Genomic DNA, 24,144 nt, shown 5'->3' with positions numbered 1-24,144 from the left:
GCGCGGCGCGCCTGCCGGGCAGGGCGGAGAGACAACCGGTGCGAGCAAAGACACGGCCGATCCTGGCCGCGTTCCTCACTGTCCTGGCCGCGGTGACCTCGGCGGCGGCTCCCGCGTACGCGGCACGCGGGGGAGCGCCGAAGTGGCAGCCCTGCGAGGAGGACAAGACCGCCCAATGCGCCACCCTCGCCGTACCGGTCGACTGGGCGCAGCCGTACGGGCCGTCCGTGGCGATCGCGCTGGCCCGCCGCCCGGCCGCCGACCCGAAGCAGCGGATCGGCACGCTGGTGGTCAACCCCGGCGGCCCCGGCGGTTCGGGCGTCGACTTCACCCTCGACAGCACGTTCTTCAGCCCCGAGCTGCGACGGCGCTTCGACATCGTGGGCTTCGACCCGCGCGGGATCTCGCGCAGCCATCCGATCGTGTGCACGACGACCGTGCTGACCGCTGCCCCGCCGCCGGCGATCGAGAGTGCCAAGGCGTACAACGCGTTCGTCGCCTACAACCGCCGGCTCGCCGCCGACTGCGCCCGGCGCACCGGGCCGCTCTACGGTCACGTCGACACCCTGAGCGTGGTGCGGGATCTGGAGGCGGTGCGGGCCGCGCTGGGCGAGGAGCGGATCAGCTTCTACGGGGCCTCGTACGGCACCCTGCTCGGCCAGCAGTACGCCGAGCGCTACCCGCAGCGGGTCCGCGCGATGGTGCTGGACAGCGTCATGGACCACACCGTCGACACCGACGGCTTCCTGGGCGGCGAGGCGCTCACCGCCCAGGACTCGTTCGACGAGTTCGTGGCCTGGTGCGCGCGCAGCACCGAGTGCGCGGTGCACGGCCGCGACGTCCGCAAGCTCTGGGCCGGGCTGCTCGCCTCAGCGCGGCGCGGCACGCTGCGGGATCCGAACGACACGGCGTACAAGCTGACCCTGCACGAGCTGGTCGGGGTCGCGTTCAGCTCGATGTACGACCCGCAGTGGCACTCGCTCGGCGTCTTCATCAAGGAGGCGACCGGCGGCGCGGGCACCAAGCTGGGCCGGGCCGCCGCCGCCGTCGACGTCAGCGAGCACAACTTCCACGCGGTGTTCTGCGACGACTGGTCGATGCCGGTGGCCGGGTACGCCGACCTGCGCGCCCGCCTCGACCGGATCGCCGCGAAGTCGCCGCAGATGCCGTTCTCACCGCTCGCGCTCACGTCGGTCTACGGCTGCCTGGGCCGTACCGACGGCACCGACAACCCGCAGCGGGCGCTGTCCCCGGCCCGGACCGGCCCGGTGCTGCTGGTCAACGCGCGGCACGACCCGGCCACCCCGTACGCCTGGGCCCAGCACGTCGCCGCGCAGCTCGGCCCGAAGGCGTCCCTGCTGACCTACGAGGGCTGGGGACACACCGTCTACGGCCGCAGCGACTGTGTGGGCGGGGCGGTGGACCGCTACCTGCTGACCGTCCGGCCGCCCGCCGCCGGGACCGGGTGTCCTGGAGTGGAGCCGAAGGCGGCGGGCGTGGGCGGCATCGCGCCGCGGCGGCCCCGGGACGGCGGGATCACCGGGTTCTGACCCCCTCGTCGCGGGGACGGCGGGGCACCGGCGTGAACAAAGAGCCCGGTTTCTCGGGTTCGTCGGGGACCGGCTCGCCGTCCAGGATCTCCACCATTCTGCGTACCGTCGGGTCGCCCTCGTCCGCGACGTAGTCGTGCTCCCGGGTGTGGTCGCGGCCGTCGGCGGCGCCCGCGCCGCGGAGCACCGGGGTGAGCAGCGCCGCCACCAGCAGGTTCACCGCCAGGGCGACGATTCCGACGTAGATCGAGGCGTCGCTGTCGATGCCCAGGTTGCTCAGCGGCCAGGCCGATCCGCCGAGATGCTCGCGCACCACCGTGCGGCCGTCGCCGGCGTACTTGGGCACCTGGTAGAGCATCAGCAGGCCGACCGCCAGGCCGGCACCGATCCCGCCGGCCAGGGCCCAGCGGTGGAACCAGTTCGTGTAGAGGCCCAGGGCCACCGCCGGCAGGGTCTGCATGATCAGGACACCGCCGATCAGCTGCAGATCGATGGCGAACTGCGTGTTGAGCAGCAGGATGACCAGCAGGGCGCCGAACTTCACGGTCAGCGACACGGTCTTGCTGACGTACGTCTCCTCCCGGGCCGAGGCGTGCGGGCGGATGTACTGGCGGTAGAGGTCTCTGGTGAACAGGTTCGCCGCGGCGATCGACATGATCGCCGCCGGGACCATGGCGCCCACGCCGATGGCGGCGAAGGCCAGCCCGGCCGTCCAGGGCGGGGTGTTCTCCGCGAACCACTGGGGGACCACGGTGTTGCCGTTGCCGCCCACTGCCGTCGTACCGTCGAAGACCGCGGCGAAACCGATCAGCATGAGCACCCCGAGGGTCAGGGTGTAGAGCGGCAGAGCCGCCAGGTTGCGGCGCAGCGTGCCGCGGTTGCGGGCCGCGAGCACGCCGGTGAGCGTGTGCGGGTAGAGGAAGAGCGCGACCGCCGAGCCCAGCGCCAGGGTCACGTAGTTGAGCTGGCTCTGCGAGGCGAGCAGCAGGCCGTCGTCGGTGCGCGGGCTGGCCGCGTACTTGTCCTGGGCGATGCGGAACACCACGTCCCACTGGCCCGGGGTCATCGACACGATGATGATCACCGCCAGCACCGTCCACAGGACCAGCGCGTCCTTGATGATGGACACCAGCGCCGGCCCGCGCAGCCCGGCGTTGAACGTGTAGAGCGCCAGCACCGCGAACGCCACGGTGAGCGGCCAGCCCTTGGGCAGGCCCATCACCTCGAACACGGCCTCCATGCCGATCAGCTGCAGGGCGATGTAGGGCATCGTCGCGACGATGCCGAGGACGGCCACGATGGTGCCGAGACCGCGCGAACCGAAACGGGCGCGGACGAACTCCGCCGGGGTGACGAAGCCGTGCACGTGGCAGACCGACCAGAAGCGCGCCAGCACCACGAACAGCATCGGGTAGACGATGACCAGGAACGGCACCGGGAAGAAGCCGGCCGCGCCGACGCCGTACACCAGGGTGGGCACCGCGACGAACGTGTAGGCCGTGTAGACGTCCCCGCTGAGCAGGAAGAACGTCACCCAGTTGCCGAACGCGCGGCCGCCGAGGCCCCACTCTTCAAGGCTGTGGATCGAGTCAGGTCGCCGCCAGCGCGCCGCGGCGAAGCCCAGCATCGTCACCGCGCCGAAGACTGCCAGGAAGATCGTGAGCTGCATGACCTGTTTGTCGGACACCGGTCCCCGTCACCGCACTTTCAGGTGGAGGAAGGTGAGGACCGCGCTGGCGAGGAAGGCGAAGGACAGCTGACCCCAGTAGAAGAACGGGATCCCGAACAGGGTCGGCTCGATGCGGTTGTAAAGACCCGGGATCAACGGCAGGACTATCGGTACGAGCAGCAGCCAGTTCCAGGGGCTGGCGTCCTCCCGCCGCACGCGGGCGGGCCGGCGGATCGCACTGCGCTCACGGATGGTGCGCCACTCGCCGGTGCCGTGCTGCGGCCCGGGGCGCCGGTCCGCGGCCGGCGGCGCGACATCCTGATAGGGCGGATAGGTAGGGGGAGGGGGCCAGGTTGGTGGCCCGTACCGATTCGCCGTCATAGAACCCCTCCGGGGCATGCATGATGGAATGACCAGTGACCAATGTCACCTGCGCGATACGCGAGCCACTCAATCACTCCGAGCGACGGAGATCAATACTCAGCACGGAACCCGCGATACTCGCCTGGTCACCGGCCCGGGGTATCCTTAGCCTGGCTAAGTATCCCGGAGGAGGCGCCGTGTCCCATTCTTCCGCCGTCGCCCCGGCTCACTGTTGAGCCGCCGCGCGCCCCGCGCCGCTATCGATCCCGACCAGCGCAAATCCTGGCTGCGTCGCGCGCTGCCCCTGGTCCGGGCCCACCGCGCGCTGCTGATCACCTCGCTCGTGCTGTCGTTCGCCGGGCTCGTCGTGCAGGTGCAGATCCCGAACCTGGTCCGGCTCGGCATCGACCGGGCGATCGTCGAACGCACCGCCGACCTGCCCACCTACGTCTGGTGGATCGTCGCCCTGGCGCTGACCCAGGGCCTGATCAACTACGCCGCCCGGCTCTACCTGCTGCGCACCGCGTACGAGCTTGAGTACGACCTGCGCAACATCGTCTACGCGCACCTGGCCCGGATGCCGTTCGGCTTCTTCGACCGGGTCCAGTCCGGTGAGCTGATGTCGCGGTCCGGCTCCGACATCCGTGCCGTGCAGATGTACCTGTCCTTCGGCCCGTCGATTCTGGTGCAGTGCCTGATCGCGGTGGTGGCCTTCGTGCTGATGCTGTCGATCAACGTGCCGCTGGCCATCGTGGCGATGGCCACCATGCCGGTCATCGGCTTCCTCGGCGTCGGCATGCGCAAGGCGATCTTCCCGGTGTCCTGGCTCATCCAGGCCCGGCTGGCCCGGCTGGCCACCGTCGTCGACGAGAACATCCAGGGCGTGCGGATCGTCAAGGCGTTCGCCGCCGAGGGGCGTCAGCTGCGCTCGCTGGCCGAGGCGGCGGACCGGATCCGCTGGGCGTACCTGCAGGACGCCCGGATCCGCAGCCGGTGGAATCCCGTGCTGGACAACCTGCCCCGGCTGGGGCTGGCGCTGGTGCTGCTGGTCGGCGGCATCATGGTGATCGACGGGGAGACCACGGTCGGCACGATCGTGGCCTTCAACTCGTACGTGCTGATGCTCCAGCCGCCGTTCCGGATGCTCGGCATGATGATCATGATGGGTCAGCGGGCCTCGGCCTCGGCCGCGCGCATCTACGAGATCCTGGACACGCCCAGCGAGGTGGTGGACCCGCCCGAGCCGGTGGACGTGGCGCTGCGGGGCGACGTGTGCTTCTCCGACGTGCGGTTCGCGTACCCGAACGGCACCCTGGCCCTCGACGGCCTGGACCTGCGCATCCGGGCCGGGGAGACGGTGGCCGTCGTCGGGGCCACCGGCTCCGGCAAGTCCACCCTGGGCCGGCTGCTCGCCCGGTTCTACGACGTGACCGGCGGCCGGATCACCGTGGACGGGCACGACGTGCGCAGCCTGCGCCTGGCCCGGCTGCGTGACCAGGTGGGCATCGTGCCCGACGAGCCGTTCCTGTTCTCGCTGTCGCTGCACGACAACATCGCGTACGGCCGCCCCGGGGCCGACCGCGAGTCCGTGGTCGCGGCGGCGGTGGCGGCCGGGGCGGACGACTTCATCCGGGAGTTGCCCGAGGGGTACGACACGGTGGTCGGCGAACGCGGCTACACGCTCTCCGGCGGCCAGCGTCAGCGCGTCGCCATCGCCCGGGCCCTGCTGGTGAACCCGCCGGTGCTGGTGCTCGACGACGCCACCAGTGCCATCGACGTGACGGTCGAGCAGCGCATCCACTCCTCGCTGCGCGACCTCATGCGCGGGCGGACCACGATCATCGTGGCGCACCGGCTCTCCACGATCAGCCTGGCCGACCGGGTGGTGCTGATGGCGGGCGGCCGGGTGGTCGCCGACGGCACCCACGAGTCGCTGCTGGCGACCGAGCCGCAGTACGCGCGGGTCCTCGCCTCGGCGGTGGCCGCATGAGCATTTTCGGTGGTGGCTTCGGCGGGTTCAGCAGTGGTGGGCGGCCCTCGATGGGGATGGCCGGGCGCAAGGGCAACGGCTTGCCGTTCGCCGGCATCCCGGCCGACGTGGCCGAGGGCGTCGCGAAGCTGGAGGCGAGCGAGCCGGAGCACGGCGACCCGCGGGTCCCGTTCGACCCGGTGGCCGACAGCGGTGCCCGGGTCACCCTGCCCCGGCTGGTCATCGGGCGGCCCGGCCTGCTGGTGGCGGCGCTGCTGGCGATCCTGGTCGAGACCCTGTTGCTGCAGGCCGGGCCGTACCTGGTGCAGGTCGGCATCGACCACGGCATCGCGGCCAAGAATCTGCCCGTGCTGGTCGGGGCCACGGTCGCCTTCGTCGCGGCGGTGCTGGCCACCGGGCTGGCCACCGCCGTCCGGATGCGGCAGAGCGGCCGGCTCGCCGCTTCGGCCACCCGCGACCTGCGGATCCGCATCTTCGCCCACCTGCAGCGGATGTCGCTGGACTACTACACCCGGGAGAAGGCCGGCGTCACCATGACCCGGATGACCTCCGACGTGGAGTCGCTGCAGTCCCTGCTGGCCGACGGCTTCGCCCAGTTCGTCATCCAGGCGCTCACCATGGTCGTGGTCACCGGGGTGCTGTTCCACTACCACGCCGGGCTGGCCGTCATCACGCTCATGCTGGTCGTGCCACCGCTGCTGATCGCCTCGCTGTGGTTCCGCCGGGCGGCCGACCGGGGCTACAACCGCCAGCGGGACGCGATCGCCGCGATGTTCGCCGACCTGTCGGAGAGCCTCAACGGCGTCCGGGTGGTCACCGCGCACAACCGGCAGGACCGCAACATCGTGGCGCACCGGGAGGTGGTCGGCGGCTACCGCGACGCCAACGACTTCACCGGCCGGATCAACGCGATCTACGGCCCCGGCACGTCGGTGATCGGCCTGCTCGGGATGGCGGCGCTGCTGCTGATCGGCGGCCGCATGGTGCTGCGCGGCACCCTGACCATCGGCGAGCTGACCGCCTTCGTGCTCTACCTGAACGCCTTCTTCCAGCCGGTGCAGCAACTGGTCCAGCTCTACACCCAGTACCAGCAGGGCCGGGCGGCGATCGGAAAGATCAACACCCTGCTCGGCGCGCGGCCGTCGGTGGTCCAGCATCCGCATGCGACAGAGCTTCCACCGGTACGCGGGGAGATCGTCTTCGCCGGCGTCACGTTCGGCTACCTCCCGGACCGCCCGGTGCTGGCCGGCGTGGAGCTGGTGATCCACCCGGGCGAGACGGTGGCCTGCGTGGGCCCGACCGGCGCGGGCAAGTCGACGCTGGCCAAGCTGGTCACCCGCCTCTACGACCCGACCGCCGGCAGCATCCGGATCGACGGTCACGACCTGCGCGAGGTCACCCTGGCCTCGCTGCGCCGGCAGATCGGCGTGGTCCCGCAGGAGCCGTTCCTGTTCGCCGGGACGCTGCGCGACAACATCGCTTTCGCCCGCCCGGCGGCCACCGACGCCGAGGTGTGGGCGGCGGTCGACGCGGTCGGCCTGCGGGACCTGGTGGAACGCTCGCCGGAGGGCCTCGCGACCCCGCTGCACGAGCGCGGCCAGTCGGTGTCCTCGGGCGAGCGCCAGCTGCTGGCCCTGGCCCGGGCGTTCCTGGCCGAGCCCCGGGTGGTGGTGCTGGACGAGGCCACCTCGAGCCTGGACCTGCGCAGCGAGCTGCGGGTCGAGGCGGCGCTGGACCGCCTGCTGGACGGGCGTACGGCGATCCTGGTGGCGCACCGGCTGTCGACGGCCATGCGGGCGGACCGGATCATCGTGGTGGACGAGCACCGCATCGTGGAGACGGGCAGCCACGACGAGCTGCTGGCCGCGGGCGGCCGGTACGCGACCATGTTCGAGACCTGGGCGGCCCACTCGGCCCCCGCATGATCCACGGGACTCGTAGGCTGGTGACCGTGCAGCAGGCGTTCTGGATCGACGAGCAGTTCGACCGTGAGCATGCGACCGGCGGACCGAGCCGCTATGCCGGCGAGGTGCGCAGCCGCATCGACGAGTTCGCCCCCGCGTGGGGCGACTTCGCGCCGGTCACCTTCGCCGTGGTGGCGTGGCGGCTGGCCACCGGCCTGGAGCCCGGTTACGTCCGCCGGCATCCCCGGATCGTATCGGCGGCGTGTTCGCGCAGCGCCTGGGACGGCAGCCTGATCTGCGACGTCACGCTGGTGTCGCCGTGGCCGGCCCAGCTCACCTGGAGCCGCCAGTGGGACCGGGACCGCGGCTGGCGCGACTGGCCTCAGCTGTTCGGTCAGTACGTCGGCCCGTCCGAGCAGGACCTGTCGGTCAGTACGTCGGCCCGTCCGAGCAGGACCTGACCCGCAGCCCGCACCTGCGCGCCTCGCTGCTGGTGCAGGCGCCCGTCCGGCTCGACGACCTGCCGCCGGCCCCGGAAGGCCCGGACGCCGAGGTCGAGCAGAGCGCGCGCCGGGCTGTCGCCGTGCTGGTCCGTGAGCTCAACGACATGCTGAACCCGATCGTCGACCAGCTCGAGACGGACATCCTCGCCGACTCCTGAGCGCCGGGTGTCGTTGATCGACATCGGTCGAGGGCTACCTTGCGGTAACCCCGCTGGGTAGCGTGGCTGCTACGAGCAGCCGTACCCGGGTCAAGGGGGTAGACCGTGACCGAACCGGCCGACGTCACCGAGAAGCAGGCGCGCAAGGTGGCCGAGGAGGCCCGCCAGTCCGAATGGCGCAAGCCCAGCTTCGGCAAGGAGCTGTTCCTCGGGCGGTTGCGGCTCGACCTCATCGATCCCTGGCCCGCGGCGGAGCCTCGTCCCGACGCAGAGGAGTTCCTCGCCAAGCTGGAGGCGTACCTGGTCGCGGAGGTCGACGGCGCCCGCATCGAACGCGAGGCCCGCATCCCCGACGAGGTCTTCCACGGCCTGGCCGCGCTCGGCGCGTTCGGCATGAAGATCGACAAGGAGTACGGCGGTCTCGGCCTGTCCAACCTGCACTACTGCCGGGCGCTGACCCTGATCGGCTCGGCCAGCCCGGCCGTCGGTGCGCTGCTGTCGGCCCACCAGTCGATCGGCGTGCCGCAACCGCTCAAGACCTTCGGCACCCCGGAGCAGAAGAAGGCGTTCCTGCCCCGGCTGGCCGCCGGCGAGGTGTCCGCGTTCCTGCTCACCGAGCCCGACGTCGGGTCCGACCCGGCCCGCCTGGGCACCGTCGCCGAGCCCGTCGAGGGCGGCTACCGGCTCAACGGCGTGAAGCTGTGGGCCACCAACGGCACCGTGGCGACCCTGCTGGTCGTGATGGCCCGGGTGCCCGGCAAGGGCATCACCGCCTTCGTGGTGGAGGGCGACGCACCCGGCATCACGGTGGAACGGCGCAACGAGTTCCTCGGCCTGCGTGGCCTGGAAAACAGCGTGACCCGATTCCACGACGTGTTCGTGCCGCAGGAGAACGTGATCGGTGGCCTCGGCAAGGGCCTCAAGATCGCGCTGACCACGCTCAACACCGGCCGGCTGTCGCTGCCGGCGATGTGTGTCGGCGCGTCGAAGTGGTCGCTCGCCGTCGCGCGGGAGTGGTCGGCCGAGCGGGTGCAGTGGGGCCGGCCGGTGTCGCAGCACGAGGCCGTCGCCAAGAAGATGGCCTTCATCGCCGCGACCACGTACGCGATGGAATCCACCCTGGACCTGTGCTGCATCCTGGCCGACGACGACCGCAACGACATCCGGATCGAAGCCGCGCTGATCAAGCTCTTCGCCAGCGAGACGGCCTGGCTGGTCGCCGACGAGCTGATCCAGATCCGCGGCGGCCGCGGCTACGAGACGGCCGCCTCGCAGGCCGCCCGCGGTGAACGCGCGGCCGAGGCCGAGCAGGTCCTGCGAGACCTGCGGATCAACCGCATCTTCGAGGGCTCCACCGAGATCATGCACCTGCTCATCGCCCGGGAGGCGGTCGACGCGCACCTCACGGTGGCCGGCGACATCATCGACCCGGAGGCCGGGATGGGCCGCAAGGCCCGCGCCGGGGCCCGGGCCGGGGCCTTCTACGCGCGGTGGCTGCCGAGCCTGGCAGTCGGCCGCGGCCAGGTGCCGACGGGGTACGCCGAGTTCGGCCCGCTCGCCCGGCACCTGCGCTACGTCGAGCGGACCTCGCGCAAGCTCGCCCGGTCGACGTTCTACGGCATGTCCCGCTGGCAGGGCGGGCTGGAACACAAGCAGGCCTTCCTCGGCCGCGTCGTCGACATCGGTGCCGAGCTGTTCGCCATGTCGGCGGTGTGCGTCCGGGCCCGCGCCGAACGGGAGCATCGTGCGGCGGGTCACGAACTGGCCGACCTGTTCTGCCAGCAGTCCCGGCTGCGGGTGGAGGCACTCTTCGCCGCGCTCTGGGAGAACACCGACTCCCTGGACGTCGAAGCCACCCGGCGGGTGCTGGGCGGCCGCTATGCCTTCCTGGAGCAGGGCATCATCCCGAGGTCCACCGAGGGCGCCTGGGTGTCGGCCTGGCAGCCGGGCCCGGCGACGGTCGAGGATGTCCGCCGCCGGATCCCGCCGTTCACGGCTACGGAATGACCTGACGCTCGGTGACGAGCGTGTCCCGGGTTGTGCGCACCTCCCAGTCGCGGTAGGCAGGAGTCTGTCCACTCTGTTCTCACCGTTCCCGGAGGCATGATGCGGTTCTCGACCGCGCTGGCCATGACGGCCACGCTCACCGCGACCACCGTCGCCCTCGTGCCCGCCGCGGCCTCCGCCCACGGCGGTGCGCCACCCCTGGGCCCGACCGCCACCGGCTACGGCGGCGCGGTCTCCACCGTCGACCCCACCGCGACCGCCGTCGGCCTCGACGTGCTGCGCCGCGGCGGTAACGCGGTCGACGCGGCCGTGGCCGCCGCCGCGACCCTCGGGGTGACCGAGCCGTTCTCCGCCGGTATCGGCGGTGGCGGCTTCTTCGTCTATTACGACGCGAAACACCGCAAGGTGCACACCATCGACGGCCGCGAGTCCGGGCCGGCCACGATGACCGAGGACATCTTCGTCGATCCGGCCGACGGCCTGCCCTACGACTTCGCCGAGGCCCGGGTCAGCGGTCTCTCCGTCGGCACCCCCGGCACCCTGGCCACCTGGGAGGCCGCGACCGGCAAGTGGGGCACCCGCTCCCTGGGCAGCCTGCTGCAGCCCGCCGCCAAGGTCGCCGACCGGGGCTTCGCCGTCGACGCCACCTTCCGGCAGCAGATCGCCGACAACGCGGCGCCCTTCGCCCAGTTCGACTCCACCCGCGAGCTGTACCTGCCCGGCGGCGCCCCGCCCGCGGTCGGTTCCGTGCAGCGCAACCCCGACCTGGCCGACACCTACCGGCTGATCGCCCGGCGCGGCACCGGCGTCTTCTACCGCGGCCCGGTCGCCGCCGACATCGTGCGCACCGTGCAGAACCCGCCGGTCGCCGACGACCCCGCCGCCCCCTGGGCGTACCCGATCCGCCCCGGCGACCTGCGCCTGTCCGACCTGGCCAACTACCGGCTGCGGTTCCCGGCCCCGACGAGGTCCGACTACCGCGGCCTGACCGTCTACGGCATGTCCACCCCGTCCAGCGGTGGCACGGCGGTCGGCGAGGCGCTGAACATCCTGGAGCGGACCGACCTCTCCGAGGTCTCCAGGACCCAGGCCCTGCACCAGTACCTCGAGGCTTCCGCGCTGTCCTTCGCGGACCGCAACCGCTACGTGGGCGCCTACACGCCGCAGCCCGTGCTGGACCGCCTGATCAGCGACCGGTGGGCGGCCCAGCGGGCCTGCCAGATCAACCCCGCGACGGCCCTGCCCAAGCCGGTGCCGCCGGGTGACATCACCGCCTCGGGCTGCACGCCGGCGCGCGTCGGCGGCAAGGTCGAGGACGGGCAGAGCACGACCAACCTCACCGTCGCCGACCGCTGGGGCAACGTCGTGGAATACACCCTGACGATCGAGCAGACCGGCGGCAACGCCATGGTCGTGCCGGGCCGCGGCTTCCTGCTCAACAACGAGCTGACCGACTTCAACTTCACCGGTACGCAGGGCAGCGCGCCCGACCCCAACCTGCCCGGCCCGAACAAGCGTCCCCGCAGCTCCATGTCGCCGACGATCGTGCTCAAGGACGGCCGGCCGTTCCTGGCCCTCGGCTCGCCCGGCGGCGCCACCATCATCACGACCGTGCTGCAGGTGCTGGTCAACCGGATCGACCTGGGTATGACCCTGCCCGAGGCGATGGCCGCACCGCGGGCGTCGCAGCGCAACACCGCCGCCGTCCAGGCCGAACCGGCGTTCATCGCGCAGTACGGCGACGCCCTGGGCCGGCTCGGGCACGCGTTCCAGCCGCCCGTGGCGGAGCTGGGCGCGGCCACCGCGATCGAGTTCGGCCGCGGCGGCAAGCTGATCGCCAGCGCCGAGCCGGCCCGGCGCGGCGGTGGTGCCGCGGGCGTGGTGCATCCCCGGCGCTGATCTGATGGCCTGTCCCGCCACCGCGGCGGGACAGGCTTCACGCCGTCAGGGCGATCGTCAGCGCGCCGGCCGCGACCATCACCGCGGCCCACAGCTTGTCCACGTTGAACCAGGCCCGGCGCAGCACGCTCAGGCCGACGAACTCGTAGACCAGCACGGCGCAGGTCGCCAGCACCGCGAACATCGCCACCGTGTGCACGCCCGCCGCCAGCAGCCCGTCGAGGGCCGCGGCGGGCGTGCCGGCCAGACCGGCCGGAGCCGCCGCGGCGAGATGCCCGGCATGCCCGGCCGGCTGCGCCGTCGCCGTCGTCGTGGCCAGCACCGGCAGCAGCATCAGCCCGGCGCCGTGCGCCGAGGACATCAGGAACGACCAGCCGGCCAGCTGCGCCGCGGACAGCCGCATCCCGGCCCACCGGAAGTGCCGGGCCGAGAGCAGCCGCCACAGGCCGAAGCCGACCAGCACGACCCCGCCGACGATGGCCACCACGTTGCCGGCCACCACCGACTCGGTCGCTGACACCACCGCCGCGACGATCGCCACCGAGGCCAGGTGCCCGGCGGCGATCGGCGGCACCGAGCGCAGCAGCACGGCCCGGCTGCGTTCCTGCATGCCCCGGGCCACCGCGAAGAGCCAGCCCATGGCCGGGTTCAGCCCGTGGAAGGCGCCCAGCGCCGCCAGCACCGCGAGCTGGCCACCGGTCACGGGAAGCAGTACGAGTCGGACGAGGCGTCGCCACCCTGCAGCCGTACCTGATGCACCCGACGGCCGCGGAACTCGTCGCCGTGCGGGAAGAAGTTCGGGTCCAGGGTCATCCCGCCGCGCTCGGTGTCCACGTCGATCTTGGCCAGCCACGCGCCCACGCCGTCCGGGTAGAACTGGTCGTCCCACGAGCCGTACAGCGAGTTCGTGACGTAGACCCGGCTGCCGTCGCGGGAGACCTCGACCATCTGCGGGCCGCCGGCCAGCCGCTCGTCCGGGAACGACGGGTGCGCCACCCGGCCGACGACGCCGCCGAGCCGGACCGAGCCGGTCTGCACCGGGTGGAACGGGTCGCTGACGTCGAACTGCTTCAGCTCGCCGGTGCCCCAGCAGGAGACGTAGAGGAAGCGGTCGTCCACCGACAGGTCGATGTCGGTGATCAGCGGCGGGACCGCACCGAACGGCTGCAGCGCCGGCGGCAGGGCGTCGGCGTCGGCGGGCTCGGCGGCCACGTCGATGACCTTGGTGACCGCGAACTGCCCATCCGACCACCCCGCCGCCGCCCTTGACCGGTCTGAAGACCGACCCATTTCCCGGTGCCACACCCAGACCGAGGCGGACAGGTCCTCGACGCTGGTGACGACGCCGAGGAAGCCGTACTCCTTGCGCGGGTCGTGGGCGGGACGCAGCTCCAGCGTCATCTGGTACTGGTCGCCGAGGTCGACCGTCTGCACCAGGGAACGCTTGGCCAGGTCCCAGAAGTGCAGGCGGTGGCCGTACTTGCGGCCCAGCAGCAGCTCCGGGACCAGACCGTCCTCGATCATGGACGGCGTACCCCACTCGGAGGAGACCAGCACGTCGCGGGTCAGATGCCACCAGAAGTCGTACGCCAGGTACTGGTCACCGCGGTCGCTCTCCCACGCGCCGCGTACCTCGAAGGTCGTGTGGTCCAGCACCGCGATGCCGCCCGGTCCGTCGGACGAGCCGCCGCCGAGCGCGGAGACGTAGATGCCGTCCGGACCGCAGTGGATGGTGTGCGGCCGGGAGTAGCCGGCCTTGCCGGCCAGCTCCTCGGCCGGGATCTCCTTGACCAGTACGGGGTTGCGCGGGTCGTCCTTGGTGTCCAGCACGTAGATCCGCGACGAACGCAGCCCGGGCACGATCAGGTAGCGCCGCTCGACGTGCGGGTGCGGCGCGGTGGGGCACAGGGCGCTGCTGCACGCGTTCCACCCGAAGTGGTGCAACTCGTCGCCGGTGTGCGGCAGCTCGGTCCAGCCGACGACCGTGCCGTACGTGGCGGAGGCCGGGTCGGTGTCCACGACAGCGATGGCGTCCGGCTGCTCGGCCGAGCGGTCGAAGGCGGCGATGTAAGCCAGCTGTTCGGCCGGTGCTCCGGCGGCATCACGCGGGGAGGGATAGAACGTCGGATCTGGTGTCCACCTCGTCATGGTGGTCATCCTCGCCCGGCGGCCGCTCGGTGACCAGGGTCACATGTGTCAAGGAGTTGTCAACGAGCGTCCAGCGGCAGCCGCACGCACACCGTGGTACCGGGTCCTTCGTGCTCGCTCAGCTCGATGGTGCCGTGGTGGCGCTGCACGACCGCGCGGCTGAGCGTCAGCCCCAGCCCGGTGCCGGGGATGGCCCGGTCCCGGGCCCGGCTCGTGCGGTACAGGCCGGTGAACATCTTCTCGCGCTCCTCCTGCGAGACGCCGATCCCGGTGTCCGAGATCGACAGCTCGGCGGCCCGCCCGGTGGTCCGCAACCGCACCGCGATCCGCCCGCCGTCGGGGCTGTACTTCACGGCGTTGCCGAGCAGGTTGTCGACGACCTGGCGCAGCCGGTGCCGGTCACCGGGCAGCACCAGCTCGTCGGGCAGCTCGTCGACGATCGACACCGGCTCGTCGGTGATGGCGTCCCGGGCGGCCCGCACCGAGTCCCGGACGACCTCGGCCAGGTTGATCGGGCTGAGCTGCACCGCGGCGTGCCCGGTGTCGAGCGCGGAGAGCTCCAGCAGCTCGTTGATGATGTGCCGCAGCTGGGTGGCGTTGCGGTCGATGACCTCCAGCAGCCGGGGACCCTCGGCCACGAGCGTCTCGGCGTCGGCGTCCCGCAGCAGCTCGGTGTAGGCGGCGATCGAGGTCAGCGGCGTCCGCAGCTCGTGACCGATCAGCGCGAGATACTCGTTCTTGGTCCGGATGAGCTGCCGCTGCAGATCCTCGACCAGCCGCTTCTCGATGAACTGGGCGATCTGCGCGGAGATCCCGGACATGAGCGCGACCAGCTCGTCCTCGGGATCCTCGATGGTGTCGGCGAAAGCGGTCAGCACACCCAGCGGCTCGAGCCCGTTGCGCACCGGGATGGCCAGCGCGGTGTGCAGCCGCGAGCTCTCGGCCGTCTCCGGCGAGATCAGGCTCTGCGGCCGGCCGACGTCGCGGATCCACAGCGGCTTGCCGGCCTGCCAGGCGCGGCCGGGCAACCCGGTGCCGTACGGCAGCTCGGCCGGCACCTCGATGTCGGACTGCCAGCTGGGCGAGTTCCAGCTGGCGGCGGACCGCACCACGCCGGCGGCCTCGTCGACCAGCCACAACTCGGCATGGGTCCAGCCGAGCGTGCCGACCACAGCCTCCAGCACCCGAGGCCCGGCGGCCTCGATCGTCGGCGCGGCGGCGAGGGCGGTGACCACGGCAAGCTCACAGGTCCGGAACCGTTCGGCCCGCCGCTGGCGGGTGACGTCCTGAACGGCCTGCACAGCCCCGACGGTCTCCCCGTCCGGCCCGAGAATCGGCTGCGCGTCGATCAGGTAGTAGCGGGTACGCCCCCCACGCCCCTGCAGCACCAGCTCCTCGTTGCGGAGCCGCTCACCGTGAAGCGCCCGGAACAGAGCGACGTCACCGGGAGCGATGGGCCGCCCGTCCCCGTCACTCAGCCCGGCGCCGGCGGTGTCGTCGGAGAGATCGGCGGGCATCCGCGCGCCGCCCCAGAGCCGCTGCATCCGGGCATTGACCAGCACAACCCGCCCATCGGCGTCGCAGGCGGTGACCCCGTCGTGCAGGTTGTCCAGCACGGCGTCGAGGAACCGCCGCTGCCGATCGACCTCCTGGCGCCCCTGCTGCTCGGTGATGAGCAAGGTCCCGAGCCGTGCGGCGTCACCGACGGCGGCGACATCATCGGCGGACCACTCATGCGGCTGGGTGTCGAGCGCGCAACAGATCCCGAGTACGGCCCCGGAGGCGTCCCGGATCGGCTGCCCGAGATAGGCGCCGCTGAGCCCCCGCAGCCGGATCGGAGAATTGGCCGGAATCCGCGGATCGGTGGCGAAGTCGGTGATCACCAAGGGCCGGCCGTCGGCGACGACCAGCCCGGCGAGACTGTCCCGCAGCGGGGTGCCGCCGATGTCCTCCCAGTGCATCCGCAAGCCGTAGCTGCCGTAGATCCGCAACGCCTCACCGTCGACGAAGTGCACAAGCCCGGTGGGCGCGTGCGCGGCGCGGGCGATGAGGGCGGCGAGCTGCTCACCGGCGGCGCTGTTGATTCCGTCGTCTTGAGCGGAGAAGATGTCCGGCCACGACTGCCGGCCACCGTCGCCCGGGGATGCGTCCCGGCGTTCGGCCCGGTGAATGCCATTGAGCGGGACGGCGGTCGCGGTTGCTGTCTGCGCGGGGGACGTGGGCGTGGTTGTCGGCCGTAGCGTCGTGGGCTGCCCGTTCGCGGGCTCCGCGGTCGTGGGCTGCGCCGTCGTATGTTGTCCGTTGGCGGGCTGCCCGTTCGCGGGTTGTGCCGTCGTGGGCTGCGCAGTCGCGGTTTGCGAGGTGGCGGGCGGCACAGCCGTGGGCTGTGCCGCTGGGCGATGCGTGGTTGAGGCGTTGGGGGCCGCTGACCGGGTCGCGGCGGGCTCAGCCGGCCGGGTGGGGGCGGGCTCCGCCGGCTCGGGTTGTTCGGTGGGTCCGGGGGTGGCGGGCGCCGGGCTGTTCGCGGCCGGCGTGGTGCCGGGCTGCGTGCGCCCGTCCGGTTCGGTGCTGGCCGGCGTGGTCGCCGCCGCAGTCGTTCCGGCAGGCCGGGCGCTCGGCGCCACCGGTGCGGCGGGACGCTCGAGGCCAAGATCACTTCGCGGCATGCTTGGACCTCCGCATCTCAGGCTACGGGCCAAGAAGCCATAAAACCGGCAAACCGCTAGAGAATGTCGAGTGGATGCGACCACGCGCGGTGTCAGGTCCGGCGGTAGATGAGGTCGAAGATCTCCCGCCCGGAGCTGACCCCGCGCCGTTCGAACTTCGTCTCGGGACGGTGCGCCGGCCGCGGCGCGAATCCCTCGTGAGCGTTGGCCAGGCCCGGATCGGCGTCCAGAGTCTCGGCCATTGCCTCCGCGTAGTGGGCCCAGTCGGTCGCGCAGTGCAGCGTGCCGCCGGGTCGGAGCCGCTCCCGCAGCAGCGCGACGTTCGCCGGCTGGATAAGGCGGCGTTTGTGGTGCCGGGCCTTGGGCCACGGGTCGGGGAAGAACGCGTGCACCGCGTCCAGGCTGCCCGCCGGTACCTTGCGGGCCAGCTCCATCGCATCGCCGTGCGCGACCCGCACGTTGGTGAGGCCGCGTTCGCCGATCAGCGCGAGCAGGTTGCCGATGCCCGGCGTGTGCACCTCCACCGCGAGGTAGTCCCGGCCCGGGTCGGCCGCCGCCATCGCCGCTGTCGTGTCGCCCATGCCGAAACCGATCTCCAGCACCTTGGGCGCATCGCGGCCGAACAACTCCGCGAGGTCGAGGGGAGTGCGGTCACCATCGACGATCGTGAGCCCGTACGCCGGCCAGATGTCGGTCATGGCGTCCGCGTGCCGGCTGCCCATCCGGCCACGCCGGGGATGAAACGTCCGGATCGGGCGCTCTGTCGTCTCACTCATCAGGCCGTCCACGATACGCAGCGCCGGCCGCCTGTCATCCGCCGCCGTGAGCAGGCCGGGATGCCGGGTGGGATCGGGATGCCGGGTGGGACCGGGATGCCGGGTGGGATCGGGACGCCGGGTGGGATCGGGACGCCGGGTGGGACCGGGACGCCGGGTGGGATCGGGACGCCGGGTGGGATCGGGACGCCGGGCGGGACCGGGACGCCGGGCGGGACCGGGACGCCGGGCGGGACCGGGACGCCGAGCGGGACCGGGATGCCGGGTGGGACCGGGACGCCCGAGCGCGACCGGGACGCCGAGCGGGACCGGGATGCCGGGTGGGACCGGGACGCCCGAGCGCGACCGGGACGCCGGGTGGGACCGGAACGCCGTGGGAACGAAGGTCGGGTGGTACCGGAAGGCCGAGCGGGACCGGGACGCCCGATGGGGCCGGAAGGCCGGGTGGAACCGGAAGGCCAGGTGGGACCGGAAGGCTAGGTGGGACCGGAAGGCCAGGTGGGACCGGAAGGCCAGGTGGGACCGGAAGGCCGGGTGGACCGGAAAGCCGAACGGGACCGGAAGGCCGAGGCCGGCACCCGAGCGACCGAGAACCGCCTGCGGGAGGCCGGGAACGACAGAACAGCCGGGAACGACAGAACGGCCGGCGCCGGGCCGGCCGTCCTCGCTACCCCGCGATCACCTCACCGGCTGGACACTCGGCTGGGAGCCCTGGTGGAACGGAGTCCGCGCCCCCGTGGCCAGGTTGACCATCATGACCCACGAACCATTGCGGTACGTGCCCGTGGCCACCCCGCGGTTCGCGTCCACGTACGCCAGCTCGCGGTCCTGGCTGGCCCCCACCGTGCGCTTCGCCCCGGTTGCCGTGTCGTATTCCACGACGTGCAGCGGCTGGTTCTCCGCGGCCGTCTCGCCCTGCTGGTACGCCGTCCAGGCCAGCTTCGCCCCGTCGGCGCGCCAGCTCGGGATCACCGCGAAGCCCGAGGTCTGCAGGCTGCCGCCGCCGTACGCCGCGACGGTCTTCTCGCCGCCGGTCGCCACCGTGCCCACCGTCAGGCAGGCGTCGTACGTCGACTCGCAGTCGCCGCCGCGGAAGGCGACCCGGGTGCCGTCGGGGGACCAGGCCACCGCGTCGTCGGTGCGGAGCCGGTCGTGGAGCGCGCTCGGCGTCCCGGCCTTCGCGGCGGGGGCGGGCTCGGCCGGCAGCGGCTCGTCGCGGCAGTACGCCGGGAAGACCACCGTGGGCGTGGCCCCGGCCGTGGTCGCCGAGATCTGGTAGACGCCCGGGCCGCCGGAGCAGGACAGCGAGGCGAACGCGATGCTGGTGCTGTCCGGGGACCAGGACGGGCCGGAGGCCGCGCGGGTGGTCAGCCGGCGCTGGCCGGTGCCGTCGGCCTTCATGGTCCACAGCTGACCGGCCTTGAGCAGAGCGATCGAGCGGCCGTTGGGGGAGAAGCGCGGCCGCGACCAGCCGCCGCCGGTGGTCAGCTTCGTCTCCGTCGCGCCCTTGCTCACCCACACGTCGCCGGCGCGGACGTAGGCGACCAGGCTCGGCATGGCCGGGGTGGCCGCGGCGGCGGGCGCCGTCTGGAAGAGCGCCCCCGCCGCGGCTCCAAGCACCGTCAGCGCGATGGTGCCTGCTGCTCGCGTCACAACCCGCATGTCCGAACGCCCCCCGACGTGTCGCCGTTCACCTACACCGGAGACATCGTCGCAACCGGGCTGCTCCTAAGAAGTTCCCGCGCCGAAACCTGGAGAAATACGGACCGTTCGGGCGGGTCGGGCGGCCGATCGGTCAGGCGGCGGTCGCGGCCCACATGGCGGTGAACGCGGCCGCCTCCCCGGCCAGCCAGCTCTCCACGTCGCCCGGGCGGGCTCCCGGGTCGATCCGGTGGGTGGTGCCGCGGCGCAGGTCGACCAGCACCGGCTCGGCGTTGGGCAGGATCTGGTCCATGTGGCGGGCCATCAGGTGCAGGGTCGCGGTGACGGCCTCCGGGGTGGGTGGCTGCTCGTCGAAGTGCAGCCGGACAGCCTCGCGCCGGCCGTCCTCGTACCGCAGGCCGAAGTGGGGGTTGATCTTGACCGCCAGCGGGCCGACCGAGGCGAGCGCGTCGCGGGTCTGCGCGAGGCCGACGCCCTCCGGGTCGCCCAGGGAGTGCAGGTAGGTCGTCGCCCCGGCGCTGACCGCCTCATAGAGCGGCTTCCACCGCGGCTTGACGAGGTCGACGACCCCGTTGAGGTAGCTGCCGCCGGTGCGGAACGCGATGTCGGCCTTGAGGGCCTTGACGAGCTGGCCGTGCGGGTTGAAGCCCGTGCGCCGCTCGCGCTGGCGGCGCAGTCCGCCGACGAAGGTGGCCTTCGCCGGCCCGGTGCGGGCGACGTAGCGGGTGAAACCGAGCATCGTCGCGTAGGGCGGGATCAGAGTGGTGGAACTGGTCGAAACGGGCGTCGTCAAGGTGATCTCCCCGCAGCTCAGCGCTTGTTTTAGTACACACATACTAATCGACGGGTACGACATTCCCCAAGCGCTGCGGTGACCGTGCGGGTGCGTTCCGTAATCACGACATACTGAAGCGATGGCCCTGCTCCGTGTTGACTTCTCGTCCGAGACTCTCGCGCTCGGCACCTCGATGACCGTCGTGCTGCCCGAGCGGGCGAGCACCCAGATCGGCATCACCGGTCACGACACCGACGCGCCGCCGCCGGTGCTCTATCTGCTGCACGGACTGACCGACGACGACACCGCCTGGACCCGCTACACCTCGATCGAGCGGTACGCCGCCGCCCGCGGCCTGGCCGTGGTCATGCCCCAGGTGCACCGCAGCTTCTACGCCGACGAGACGCACGGGTCCCGGTTCTTCACGTTCCTTTCCGAGGAGCTGCCGGCGGTGGTGTCGTCGTTCTTCCGGGTCTCGACCCGCCGCGAGGACACGTTCGTGGCCGGCCTGTCGATGGGCGGCTACGGCGCGCTGAAGTGGGCCCTGCGCGAGCCGCAACGCTTCGCCGCCGCGGCCAGCCTCTCCGGTGCTCTCGACGTGGCCGGCATGCAGCAGCACGACGACCGCCCGCACATCGTGGAGCTGCTCGGCCGGGTCTTCGACCGCCCGCTGGCCGGCACCGATGACGACCTGCTGCACCTGGTCGCCACCGCTGACCGCCGGGAACTGCCCCGGCTCATGCTGCGGTGCGGCACCGAGGACCATCTGCGCGCCGCCAACGAGCGCTTCGTGGCGGCCTGCCGCGAACACGGCGTCGACCTCGACGCCGCGTTCGGGCCGGGCGCGCACGAGTGGGGTTACTGGGACGCCGAGATCCAGACCGTGCTGGACTGGCTGCCCCTGAAGAACTAGGACAGCAGGACTAGGTCCGGATGGCGCCGGCCATCCGGGCCTGCTCCTCGAGGACCTCGTTCATCCGGGCCTGGACCGCGTCCATCTGCCCGATCGTGTCGCTGGTGGTCAGGATGCCGGCGGACACCGTACGGGCGCTGTTCTGGATCCCGGTGATCTGCTCGGCGACCCGCTGGGTGGCCTCGGCGGTCTCCCGGGCCAGGTCCTTGACCTCACCGGCCACCACCGCGAAGCCGCGGCCGACCTCACCGGCCCGGGCGGCCTCGATCGTCGCGTTGAGAGCGAGCAGATTGGTCTGGTCGGCGATCGAAGAAATGATCTTGATGACATCGCCGATGGCCGTGGAGGCGTTCCCCAGGGCCTCGACCTCGTGGGTCATGTCCGACGCGCGGTTGACCGCGTCCTGGGCCACCCGGGTGGCGTCGTCGCTGGCCGCGCGCAGCCGCGAGACGGTGTCCAGCAGGGCCCGGGCGCTCTCCTGGGCCGCCTCCGCCGCTCGCACGATGTCGAGCCGCTGCGACACCAGCTGCGCCACGTTGCGCAGGGCGGACGCCCGGGACTCCGACAGGTCGATGAACTCGCTGGTGAAGAAGTCCATCGTGCCGATGATGCGGCCGTGGCTCACGATCGGGAAGCAGACCCCCGAGCGCACCCCGGCGCGCTGCGCGGCCGGCGCCCGGACGCAGTCGGTGAGCTCGCCGATGTCGCGGACGAAGACCAGGTCCTTGGCGCGCCAGGCCCGGCCGGACAGGCCGACGCCCTCGGCGAAGGTCGCGGCCAGGGTCACCTTGCGGAACTCGTCGCCGGCCGAGCCGGACTCGACCTGGAAGCGCAGCACGTGCTGCTCGTCGTCGACCTGCCAGTACGACCCGTACGCCCAGCCGAACGACGTGCGCACCGAGTCCAGCGCGATCCGCAGGGCCGACGATGAGTCGGTCGCCTCGCCCAGGGCGGTGACCACGTTGGTCACCGCGAATTGGTCGTCGGCGATCTGGCGCAGCTCGGCGGCGGCGACGGCGGTGAACCGGGCCTGCTCGGCGATCCGGGCGATCGACGCCCACTTCTCGCTGCGCGGCCCGTCGATGTAGAGCGGCTCGGCCGAGTAGTACTCCAGCACCGCGACCTGCTGATTGCGGTGCATGACAGGGATCACCACCGCGGCGGCCATGCCGGCCCGGCTCGCCGCCTGGCAGCGCAGGCAGTCGGCGCACTCGGCCATCGAGCCCAGGTACACGAACTGCTTCGTGCGCCAGGCCTTGCCGACCAGGCCGACGTCGGCCGGTACCGGCCCGGAGGGCACGGCGGACTGCAGCTCGCGGGTGATCGGGCCGGTCTCGTACTCGATGTGGACGTTGCCCTTGCCGTCGGGCAGCCAGACCGCGCCGTAGCTGAAGTTGTGCGACTGGACCGTGCTATCCACCGTGATCCGCCAGGTCGACGCCAGATCCTGGGCCCGCTCGAGATCCGTGATCAGCTTCTCGAGGCTCTCGACGTCACGAGGGACCGGGCGCAGCGCCGGTCCGTCCGACCGCCGCGTGAGAAATGGTGCCACCACGAAACCCCCATGCCTGCCCGTCGCCGTTCGATGCACCTCACATCATCAGACAGTTCGGGCGGGCCGGGGTGGGATTGGGGAAGCCGGTGCGGGCTCAGCCCTGGTCGTTGTCGCGGCTCTGCTCGGCCAGGAAGCGCTCGAGCTCGGCGCCGAGCTCCTCGGCGGTCGGCAGCGGCCCGCTCGACTCGGCCAGCAGGTTGCCCTGCCGTCCGCGCAGGAACGCGTCGTACTGCTCCTCCAGCGACAGCACCAGCCGGCTGGCCTGCTCGTCGTCGGCGACCTGCTTGTCGACCTCCTGGCGGACGACCAGGGCGGCCTCGCGGAGCCGGCCGGTGGGCAGGGCCAGCCCGGTGGTCCGGGAGACGGAGTCCAGCAGCAGCTCGGCGGCGGCCGGGTACGTGGTCTGGGCCAGGTAGTGCGGCACGTGGGCGGCGTACCCCATGGCGTCGTGCCCGGACTCGCCCAGCCGGAACTCCAGCAGGTTGCCGACGCTCGCCGGGACCTGGACGCGCTGCAACCAGGACTCGCGGTCGCCGAGCAGGCGCTGGTCGGTGGCGTGCGCGGTGACGCTCACCGGGCGGGTGTGCGGCACGGCCATCGGGATGGCGTTGAGGCCGACGGTCAGGTTGACCCCGAAGCGCTCGATGAGGCCGGTCACGGCGGCGATGAAGCGTTCCCACTGCAGGTCCGGCTCGGGCCCGGCGAGCAGCAGGAACGGGGTGCCCAGCTGGTCGCGTACGAGGTGCAGGGCCAGGCTCGGCTCCTCGTAGCTCTCCCAGTGGTCCTCGACGAAGATCATGGAGGGCCGGCGGGACCGGTAGTCGAGCAACTGGTCGATGTCGAAGGTCGCCAGGACCTGGGTGTCCAGGTGCTCCAGCAGATGTTCGCGGGAGAGCTGGATCGCGCTCCCGGCGTCGACGAACCCGGTCAGCGCCTGCACGAGCACCGGCTCGTCCAGGTCGGGCAGGTCGTCGGCCAACTCGTAGAGCCCTTGTGGGTCGAGCACGCTGCGGACCTCCTCGAGATGCGCCCGCGGGGGCGGGCCATGTGGTGGGAACACCGGGCCGCGCGTGTTCATTCCTGCTCCCGCGCGCGAGGATCGGTGCATGTCTGATCTTTCCCTACGGCCGATGGTGCCCGGTGACGCGGCGGCCGTGCTGGCGATCTACCAGGCGGCGCTCGACGGCGGCGACGCCAGCTTCGAGACGACGGCGCCGGACTGGGCCGCCTTCGACGCGGGCCGGCTGGCGGATCATCGCTGGGTCGCCGAGGCCGGCGGCACCGTCCTGGGCTGGGTCGCTGTCACCAGGGTCTCACCCCGCCCGGTGTACGCGGGAGTTGTCGAGCACAGCGTCTACGTCGACGCCGCGGCCCAGGGCCGGGGTGTGGGACGGGCGCTGTTGCAGCGGTTGTTCACCTCGACGGAGGCGGCCGGCATCTGGACCATCCAGTCCGGCATCTTCCCGGAGAACGAGGCCAGCCTGGCGCTGCACCGGCGTACCGGGTTCCGGGTGATCGGCACCCGGGAGCGGGTCGGCCGGCACCACGGCCGCTGGCGGGACGTGGTGCTGCTGGAACGGCGCAGCCCGGTGGTGGTGTGAATGGC

General features: G+C 72.0%; 19 protein-coding genes. 9 read left to right on the top strand and 10 right to left on the bottom strand.

Annotated elements, in window-relative coordinates:
* Window positions 1–38 precede the first annotated feature (38 nt).
* Window positions 39–1,550, top strand: a complete 1,512-nt coding sequence (locus ACZ6S4_RS36885) for an alpha/beta hydrolase (RefSeq protein ID WP_465479344.1) — start codon at window positions 39–41, stop codon at window positions 1,548–1,550.
* On the opposite strand, the gene ACZ6S4_RS36880 is transcribed toward ACZ6S4_RS36885, so the two are convergent.
* Complete coding sequence (locus ACZ6S4_RS36880; RefSeq protein WP_465479343.1) at window positions 1,537–3,219, bottom strand: sodium:solute symporter family protein; 1,683 nt, start codon at window positions 3,217–3,219, stop codon at window positions 1,537–1,539. The genes ACZ6S4_RS36885 and ACZ6S4_RS36880 overlap by 14 nt on opposite strands.
* A gap of 27 nt (window positions 3,220–3,246) precedes the next feature.
* Complete coding sequence (locus tag ACZ6S4_RS36875; RefSeq protein WP_465479342.1) at window positions 3,247–3,600, bottom strand: DUF3311 domain-containing protein; 354 nt, start codon at window positions 3,598–3,600, stop codon at window positions 3,247–3,249.
* A 214-nt stretch (window positions 3,601–3,814) separates the two neighbouring features.
* Here ACZ6S4_RS36875 and ACZ6S4_RS36870 point away from each other — a divergent pair, with 214 nt between their 5' ends.
* From ACZ6S4_RS36870 to ggt, 6 genes are all read left to right on the top strand, one after another.
* A complete protein-coding gene (locus tag ACZ6S4_RS36870; protein WP_465479341.1) occupies window positions 3,815–5,572 on the top strand; it encodes an ABC transporter ATP-binding protein in 1,758 nt (585 codons plus the stop codon).
* Window positions 5,569–7,497: an ABC transporter ATP-binding protein gene (locus ACZ6S4_RS36865; protein WP_465479340.1), complete on the top strand. Its 1,929-nt coding sequence runs from the start codon at window positions 5,569–5,571 to the stop codon at window positions 7,495–7,497. The genes ACZ6S4_RS36870 and ACZ6S4_RS36865 overlap by 4 nt, the downstream gene beginning before the upstream one ends.
* A gap of 26 nt (window positions 7,498–7,523) precedes the next feature.
* Window positions 7,524–7,937 (top strand): hypothetical protein, encoded by a 414-nt coding sequence (locus ACZ6S4_RS36860; RefSeq protein WP_465479339.1) that lies wholly within the window; start codon window positions 7,524–7,526, stop codon window positions 7,935–7,937.
* Between the two features lie 32 nt (window positions 7,938–7,969).
* Window positions 7,970–8,137 carry a hypothetical protein gene (locus tag ACZ6S4_RS36855; protein ID WP_465479338.1) on the top strand — a complete coding sequence of 56 codons (168 nt, stop codon included), beginning with the start codon at window positions 7,970–7,972 and terminating at the stop codon, window positions 8,135–8,137.
* A 105-nt stretch (window positions 8,138–8,242) separates the two neighbouring features.
* Window positions 8,243–10,144, top strand: coding sequence for an acyl-CoA dehydrogenase family protein (locus ACZ6S4_RS36850; RefSeq protein WP_465479337.1), 1,902 nt, complete (start codon window positions 8,243–8,245; stop codon window positions 10,142–10,144).
* A gap of 96 nt (window positions 10,145–10,240) precedes the next feature.
* On the top strand, window positions 10,241–12,043 hold the full coding sequence (gene ggt, locus ACZ6S4_RS36845) for a gamma-glutamyltransferase (RefSeq protein ID WP_465479336.1): 1,803 nt from the start codon (window positions 10,241–10,243) through the stop codon (window positions 12,041–12,043).
* 37 nt (window positions 12,044–12,080) lie between these two features.
* On the opposite strand, the gene ACZ6S4_RS36840 is transcribed toward ggt, so the two are convergent.
* From ACZ6S4_RS36840 to ACZ6S4_RS36815, 6 genes are all read right to left on the bottom strand, one after another.
* A complete protein-coding gene (locus ACZ6S4_RS36840) occupies window positions 12,081–12,746 on the bottom strand; it encodes a hypothetical protein (protein WP_465479335.1) in 666 nt (221 codons plus the stop codon).
* Entirely contained in the window at window positions 12,743–14,191 is a 1,449-nt protein-coding gene (locus tag ACZ6S4_RS36835; RefSeq protein WP_465479334.1) for a selenium-binding protein SBP56-related protein, read from the bottom strand. The genes ACZ6S4_RS36840 and ACZ6S4_RS36835 overlap by 4 nt, the downstream gene beginning before the upstream one ends.
* A gap of 59 nt (window positions 14,192–14,250) precedes the next feature.
* Window positions 14,251–16,857, bottom strand: coding sequence for an ATP-binding protein (locus tag ACZ6S4_RS36830; protein ID WP_465479333.1), 2,607 nt, complete (start codon window positions 16,855–16,857; stop codon window positions 14,251–14,253).
* Window positions 16,858–16,949: 92 nt separating this feature from the next.
* Window positions 16,950–17,633, bottom strand: a complete 684-nt coding sequence (gene trmB, locus ACZ6S4_RS36825; RefSeq protein WP_465479332.1) for a tRNA (guanosine(46)-N7)-methyltransferase TrmB — start codon at window positions 17,631–17,633, stop codon at window positions 16,950–16,952.
* 678 nt (window positions 17,634–18,311) lie between these two features.
* Complete coding sequence (locus tag ACZ6S4_RS36820) at window positions 18,312–19,286, bottom strand: hypothetical protein (RefSeq protein ID WP_465479331.1); 975 nt, start codon at window positions 19,284–19,286, stop codon at window positions 18,312–18,314.
* 142 nt (window positions 19,287–19,428) lie between these two features.
* Window positions 19,429–20,034, bottom strand: coding sequence for a hypothetical protein (locus ACZ6S4_RS36815; protein ID WP_433732182.1), 606 nt, complete (start codon window positions 20,032–20,034; stop codon window positions 19,429–19,431).
* A gap of 175 nt (window positions 20,035–20,209) precedes the next feature.
* Between ACZ6S4_RS36815 and ACZ6S4_RS36810 the strand changes: the two genes are divergently transcribed.
* Window positions 20,210–20,983, top strand: coding sequence for an alpha/beta hydrolase (locus tag ACZ6S4_RS36810; RefSeq protein WP_465479330.1), 774 nt, complete (start codon window positions 20,210–20,212; stop codon window positions 20,981–20,983).
* A gap of 10 nt (window positions 20,984–20,993) precedes the next feature.
* Here the strand turns inward: ACZ6S4_RS36810 and ACZ6S4_RS36805 are convergent, their stop codons facing one another.
* Both ACZ6S4_RS36805 and ACZ6S4_RS36800 read right to left on the bottom strand, forming a co-directional pair.
* Window positions 20,994–22,535, bottom strand: a complete 1,542-nt coding sequence (locus tag ACZ6S4_RS36805; protein WP_465479329.1) for a GAF domain-containing protein — start codon at window positions 22,533–22,535, stop codon at window positions 20,994–20,996.
* 97 nt (window positions 22,536–22,632) lie between these two features.
* The gene (locus ACZ6S4_RS36800; protein WP_360553253.1) at window positions 22,633–23,544 is read right to left on the bottom strand and encodes a proteasome assembly chaperone family protein; all 912 of its coding nucleotides are present in this window, start codon (window positions 23,542–23,544) and stop codon (window positions 22,633–22,635) included.
* Between the two features lie 100 nt (window positions 23,545–23,644).
* Here ACZ6S4_RS36800 and ACZ6S4_RS36795 point away from each other — a divergent pair, with 100 nt between their 5' ends.
* On the top strand, window positions 23,645–24,139 hold the full coding sequence (locus ACZ6S4_RS36795; RefSeq protein WP_465479328.1) for a GNAT family N-acetyltransferase: 495 nt from the start codon (window positions 23,645–23,647) through the stop codon (window positions 24,137–24,139).
* The last annotated feature ends 5 nt before the right edge of the window (window positions 24,140–24,144 follow it).

It is taken from the genome of Actinoplanes sp. NPDC051405, from assembly GCF_055586185.1.
Note: the sequence above shows the minus strand (reverse complement) of the source record. Positions and strands in the feature narration are given on the sequence as shown.